Raw genomic sequence first — 6121 nt, 5'->3', positions numbered from 1 at the left:
CAACTGCCATTGGCTATCCGAGATTTCGTAGCGTCCTGTCATACCGCACCTATGCTGGATGTGCATGGGTCACATTAGCAAAAATGACTTTTCGTACAAAACCTAGATGTAGGCACGATCTGTAATGCTGATTTCTAAATTGACATGAGTGCAATACCTTACAGAGAAGCTCAGGCATTACACTCAGAGTCTGCAGCCTAGCACTTCGAATAATTATAACTATATTTAAAATCAATTATTGGCACTATTCTAAACCAGTCACAATTTCTTCAAAAATAAAACTATCGCAACTAAAGCTAATCTTCCAATCATTTCCTTCCTGCAAAAAACAAAACAGATCATCTTTTTTAGAAATATTTAAACTTGAAGACCCAGAGCCCTCCCAATTCTCTATTTCAACGTCATGAATAGAACTTCCAGTTAAAACAACACCTAATGTATCAAAGTCTTTATTCCACTCCCCCCATTTTTGAACATCTATTGCAGGTTTCTGCTTAACTAATATACGAATAGTGGTCCTCCCACTTTTCTCTAGACAGAGCTGCCGAATCTCGAGAGTATCAGCAATACCTTCCGGAAAAACTTTTTCAAGAAAAACATTTCGTTCAATAGCATCCATCAAGTTCATGATTACCTCTTAAAAGTTATAATGTCCATGAGTATCGACAACAGAACCAGTGTCTAAATTAGTAGATGGTCTTATATTGAAATGAGGCTCGGCACCACGTAATGGCACTGCTTTGTCATGCCCCATACTGTGCTCTTGAATTATAATAGAGGAGCCGTCGCTATCAGCGTAATTATATTCACGTGCATTTACAGGAAAACCATCACTATTAATGATTTTTTTACCATTCCCATCTCTCAGCGGCTTGTATCGCACTACAGGATTTTGAGAGTTAGGAATACCAGCATCACGCTTGGCTTCTCTAAGCGCAGCTCTCCTACTTACTCCCTGATAGCTTGTCTTTTTATTTTTATCATTACAGCACTTACTCAATCCCAGCGGATCTACCCACCCTGTCGGATTCGGGGCGTACTGATACAGGTTCTCGCCGCCCATCAAGCCGATAGGGTCTTGAGTCGTGAAGCGCCCTACTGCGGGATCATAGTAGCGGAAGCGATTGTAGTGAAGCCCGGTTTCTTCGTCGTGATATTGGCCCTGGAAGCGCAGCGGATTATCGGTACTGGCGAGTTCGCCGTTACCGTCTTGTGCGCGCTCGAGCTGGCCCCAGGTACGGTATTGGCCCACCCAGACGAGATTGCCGTCGCTGTCAGCGACTTCCAGCGGTGTGCCAAGGTGGTCGGTCTGGAAGTAGTAAAGCTCGGCGGCCGAGGGCTGATAGCTGGTATAGCCAGACTGGCCAGTGCCGGTCTGCTGTTCAATTGCCTCGAAGCGCGTTTCCAGCTTCGCTGCGGGGATGAAGCTGTTGGCTTCGAACAGATAGCTGACGCGTCGCAGCGGAACGACATTCAGATGGCCAAGCGTGTGCTGACGCTGTGCGATAGGCGTCGAATAGGAACGGCTCGGGTCTTCCAACTCCAGCTTGAGCAATGGCGCATAGGCCATGCCAGGCAGATGGCCTTGGTATCTCTCTTCGCTTTGTAAAAGATCGCCATCCCAGGTGAAGACAGTCAGCTCTGGAGCGTTGCCCTGCTGTGTCACCTACTTCCAGATACGACGGCCCATGCTGTCGTAGGCATAGCGTGCGTGAGTCAGAGCTACCGCGTCATCCCCTGCGGCAGGCGCCTGGGCGTAACGACTGGCCTCGACCATGCGGTGCTCGGCATCATGACGAAGCTGCTGATCCAACCGCTACTGCCTTAAATGCGAAGCTTAATAATAATTTTAATCAAAATTTATTAAACTACATCTATTGCCATATGTGTCATATCTAAAAAATATAAATTAAACCTCGAGACATCTAGGATATAATAGCTCTGAAAATTAAAACGAAAAATCACAAACCATTCTTTATAATTACAAGTACATTACTAAAATCACGAGTCGCTTTTTCATCGCCAGAAAGACCCATACTTTCAGTCTCTACAATCCATAGAAAATTAAAAACTTCATCCTCCGACGCTTCATTTATGAGAATCTCACATAAATTAGGAACGTAACTATCATATTCACCCATCTCGTCTGTATATGAACAAACACCTATTGGATCCCATTGCTGATGAACTGCCTCTCGTACGGCTTTGTAAAGCTTAGAAGCTCTATTACACATATCATTTAACTCCAGGAATAACAGTTATTACATTACCCGTCTCGGAATTGGTTACTACTCTCAGATTATTTCTAGTATCAGTATGAAGCAAGGTATTAGGCTTATTCCCTGAAGTCGTAACACCATTATTAACAGCACTATCTACTACCGTCGGGGTGTACCCTCGTTCTTGCATACGATCAATAGCATGACCACTATATGATTTATCATCAATTACTTCCGGAGCATTCCTAGGTCGTGGAGCATTAGGATTAGGAAAAGAATTTTTTTGTCCGGAACGCCCTACAGGTGTATTAGCAGATTTTCCGCTGTCATTATCACACCGACACTTACTCAATCCCAGCGGATCCACCCACCCTGTCGGATTAGGCTCGTACTGATATAAGTTCTCGCCGCCCATCAAACCGATGGGGTCTTGGGTGGTGAAGCGCCCTAATGCGGGATCATAGTAGCGGAATCGGTTGTAGCGAAGCCCGGTTTCTTCATCGTGGTATTGGCCCTGGAAACGCAGCGGATTGTCAGTGCTGGCACGCTCGCCATTGCCATCCTGTGCGCGTTCAAGCTGGCCCCAGGCACGGTATTGCCCCACCCAGACGAGGTTGCCGTCGCTGTCAGCAACTTCCAGCGGTGTGCCGAGGTGGTCGGTCTGGAAGTAGTAAAGCTCGGCGGCCGAGGACTGATAGCTGGTATAGCTAGACTGGCCAGTGCCGGTCTGTTGTTCGATTGCCTCAAAGCGTGTTTCCAGCTTCGCGGCGGGGATGAAACTATTGGCTTCAAATAGATAGCTCACGCGGCGCAGCGGGACGAGATTCGCTAGATAACCAAGCGTGTGCTGACGCTGTGCGATAGGCGCCGAGTAGGAACGGCTCGGGTCCTCTACCTTCAATTCCAGCAACGGCGCATAGGCCATGCCGGGCAGATGGCCTTGGTATCTCTCTTCGCTTTGTAAAAGATCGCCATCCCAGGTGAAGACAGTCAGCTCTGGGGCGTTGCCCTGCTGTGTCACCTGCTTCCAGATACGACGGCCCATGCTGTCGTAGGCATAGCGCGCGTGGGTCAGAGGGGCTGCATCATCACCTGCGGCAGGCGCCTGAGCGTAACGGCTGTCCTCGACCATGCGGTGCTCGGCATCGTACTGATAATGCCATGCCTGGCCATTGGGCTCGATGCGGCGTGTCAGATTGCCGTAGGTGTAATAGTGATAGTGCGTGCCAGCATAGCGCTTGAGCAAGTTACCCATTGCGGAAGAGAGCTTGGGCGCATTGGGGAAATCAACACGTACACGTGATTCAGGCGTGTGATCCAGGCCGTCACGCGGGCGCTCCTGCGTCCAGCGAGTCGCTTGCGTACCATCATTGGCACCACTCCCCTAGCGATCCGATTCAACCAGATTCCCCGCCGGATCAAACGCGAAGTGCTCCTCGCGCAGCGGCGAAACGGCCTGACGCAGGCGACCCAAGGCATCATATCCATAACGCGTAGTGCCGCGCAGGCTGTCATCGATGGCCGTCAGCAAGCCATTGTCCGCGTACTGCCAGCGACGCTTGATGGCCGACGTCTTGCCATGTACTGCCGCGCCCTGGGGAGAGCCCCGCTGCTGCAGCTGACTGTTCTGGACGATCAGACGCCCGACCGGATCATACTGCGACGTCGTCTCACGCCCACGCTGATGGCGGCGCACTTCACGGTGCAGGTCATCCCGCTCGAAGCCGAGCAATTCCTCGTTGTTCAATGCCATCGACAGCACATGACCGGAGCCATAACGCAGCCAACTGATCTGCTGACCATCCGGTATCGTGGTGGTTAATACATATTAAAAAATATTCATAACAATAAAAACTAAATCAGGCTTCAGCATCCCAATGAATTCTAACCTCTTTAAAGAAGAATCCATCACATGACAGCTTGATATAACTATTTTCAAACTCTTGTGACAAACAAAAAAGACCATCTTCTTTCTTAACCATCAAATCACAGTAAACTAATTTCTCCCAGTTTTTTACTTCTAAATTAAGTATCACACTACCAGATAAAACCAAATTAATCGTATTATAATCCTGCCCCCAAACGCCCCACTTTTTTACTTCAATAGAGGGCTCTTGAGTAATATGTACGTTTATTTCAGATCGTCCATCTTTTGCCAAATCTAGCTTGGCGATTTTCACTGGTGTAGTAATACCGATTTTGAATAACTTACTGAGAAAAACATTCTTTTCCACCATATCCAATAAATTCATAAACACCCCTAAAAATAATAATGCCCATGAGAATTCATAACACTTCCAGTAGTAGGATTGTCACTTGGCCTCAAATTGAAATGTGGCTCTGCGCCTCGTAGAGGAACAGCTTCCTCATGCTCTAAACTATGTTCTTGAATAATCACAGGATCACCATTATTAGTATTATAATGATATTCTCGTGTCATAACAGGAGAGCCATCATCATTCAGAATTTTACTTCCGCTTCCATCTTTTAGATAGGCATACTCGGCAGAAGGATCTTGAGAATTTGGAATCCCAGCATCCCGTTTGGCTTGCCTTAATGCATCTCTCCTGCTTACTCCTTCATAGCTTGTTTTTTATTCTTATCATTACAGCATTTACTCAACCCCAGCGGATCTACCCACCCTGTCGGATTAGGCTCGTACTGATATAAGTTCTCTCCGCCCATCAAACCGATGGGGTCTTGAGTCGTGAAGCGCCCTACTGCGGGATCATAGTAGCGGAATCGGTTGTAGTGAAGCCCGGTTTCTTCATCGTGATACTGGCCCTGGAAGCGCAACGGATTGTCAGTGCTGGTGCGCTCGCCATTGCCATCTTTTGCGCGTTCGAGCTGGCCCCAGGCACGGTATTGCCCCACCCAGACGAGATTGCCGTCGCCGTCAGCGACTTCCAGCGGTGTGCCGAGGTGATCGGTCTGGAAGTAATAAAGCTTAGCCGTTAAAGGCTGATAACCAGTAGGGCGAGACTGACCAGTGCCGGTCTGATGCTCGATTGCCTCAAAGCGTGTTTCCAGCTTCGCGGCGGGGATGAAACTATTGGCTTCAAATAGATAGCTCACGCGGCGCAGCGGGACGAGATTCGCTAGATAACCAAGCGTGTGCTGACGCTGTGCGATAGGCGTCGAGTAGGAACGGCTCGGGTCCTCTACCTTCAATTCCAGCAACGGCGCATAGGCCATGCCAGGCAGATGGCCTTGGTATCTCTCTTCGCTTTGTAAAAGATCGCCATCCCAGGTGAAGACAGTCAGCTCTGGGGCGTTGCCCTGCTGTGTCACCTGCTTCCAGATACGACGGCCCATGCTGTCGTAGGCATAGCGCGCGTGGGTCAGAGGGGCTGCATCATCACCTGCGGCAGGCGCCTGAGCGTAACGGCTGGCCTCGACCATGCGGTGCTCGGCATCGTACTGATAATGCCATGCCTGGCCATTGGACTCGATGCGGCACTATATTAGTGAGCACTTTAAGCAGACGCGCAAGCGTTATTGCTGGTGATACAACTACCACATTTCTCAGAAGTTTCTACTTCACAAGGCACCAACCGTAACGATGAAGGAATGGCAAGCCGAACAGCTGGAGCTAAGTGCTTATGCAGAACTTTTCGTGCACTCTGACAGCACAGAATCAGTTCCGTACTGAGCTCCTATGTACATTTAATTTTGCACAGGCACTTATTCACTCAGGCTGCAGTCAACCAGACGAAACCCGAAAATCATGAACCGTTATAAATAAAAGCGTCATTTTCCATATAGAAAATAAAAGCACTTATGTAATCATCGTCACTAGGTTTTGTACGAAAAGTCATTTTTGCTAATGTGACCCATGCACATCCAGCATAGGTGCGGTATGACAGGACGCTACGAAATCTCGGATAGCCAATGGCAGTTGA

The 6121-nt window shown here is 48.5% G+C and carries 9 protein-coding genes; all 9 read right to left on the bottom strand.

Going from position 1 to position 6121, the window contains the following annotated elements:
- Window positions 1-244: 244 nt before the first annotated feature.
- The 9 genes from CFN46_RS17255 to CFN46_RS17220 all read right to left on the bottom strand — a co-directional run bounded on the left by CFN46_RS17255 (window position 245) and on the right by CFN46_RS17220 (window position 5621).
- A complete protein-coding gene (locus CFN46_RS17255) occupies window positions 245-628 on the bottom strand; it encodes an Imm50 family immunity protein (RefSeq protein WP_088744272.1) in 384 nt (127 codons plus the stop codon).
- A gap of 9 nt (window positions 629-637) precedes the next feature.
- Entirely contained in the window at window positions 638-1666 is a 1029-nt protein-coding gene (locus CFN46_RS17250; RefSeq protein ID WP_217897859.1) for an RHS repeat-associated core domain-containing protein, read from the bottom strand.
- On the bottom strand, window positions 1667-1813 hold the full coding sequence (locus tag CFN46_RS17625; protein WP_176426524.1) for a hypothetical protein: 147 nt from the start codon (window positions 1811-1813) through the stop codon (window positions 1667-1669).
- Window positions 1814-1961: 148 nt separating this feature from the next.
- Window positions 1962-2234 (bottom strand): hypothetical protein, encoded by a 273-nt coding sequence (locus CFN46_RS17245; RefSeq protein ID WP_088744271.1) that lies wholly within the window; start codon window positions 2232-2234, stop codon window positions 1962-1964.
- Window position 2235: 1 nt separating this feature from the next.
- Window positions 2236-3474 (bottom strand): RHS repeat-associated core domain-containing protein, encoded by a 1239-nt coding sequence (locus CFN46_RS17240; protein ID WP_088744270.1) that lies wholly within the window; start codon window positions 3472-3474, stop codon window positions 2236-2238.
- A gap of 129 nt (window positions 3475-3603) precedes the next feature.
- A complete protein-coding gene (locus CFN46_RS17235) occupies window positions 3604-3972 on the bottom strand; it encodes an RHS repeat domain-containing protein (RefSeq protein WP_088744269.1) in 369 nt (122 codons plus the stop codon).
- A gap of 106 nt (window positions 3973-4078) precedes the next feature.
- Entirely contained in the window at window positions 4079-4471 is a 393-nt protein-coding gene (locus tag CFN46_RS17230; protein WP_088744268.1) for a hypothetical protein, read from the bottom strand.
- 8 nt (window positions 4472-4479) lie between these two features.
- Window positions 4480-4683 (bottom strand): HNH/endonuclease VII fold putative polymorphic toxin, encoded by a 204-nt coding sequence (locus tag CFN46_RS17890; RefSeq protein WP_369597149.1) that lies wholly within the window; start codon window positions 4681-4683, stop codon window positions 4480-4482.
- A 107-nt stretch (window positions 4684-4790) separates the two neighbouring features.
- Window positions 4791-5621, bottom strand: a complete 831-nt coding sequence (locus tag CFN46_RS17220) for an RHS repeat-associated core domain-containing protein (RefSeq protein ID WP_088744266.1) — start codon at window positions 5619-5621, stop codon at window positions 4791-4793.
- Between the last annotated feature and the right edge of the window lie 500 nt (window positions 5622-6121).

The sequence above is a fragment of the Cobetia sp. QF-1 genome, assembly GCF_002213105.1.
Taxonomy (GTDB): domain Bacteria; phylum Pseudomonadota; class Gammaproteobacteria; order Pseudomonadales; family Halomonadaceae; genus Cobetia; species Cobetia crustatorum.
Note: the sequence above shows the minus strand (reverse complement) of the source record. Positions and strands in the feature narration are given on the sequence as shown.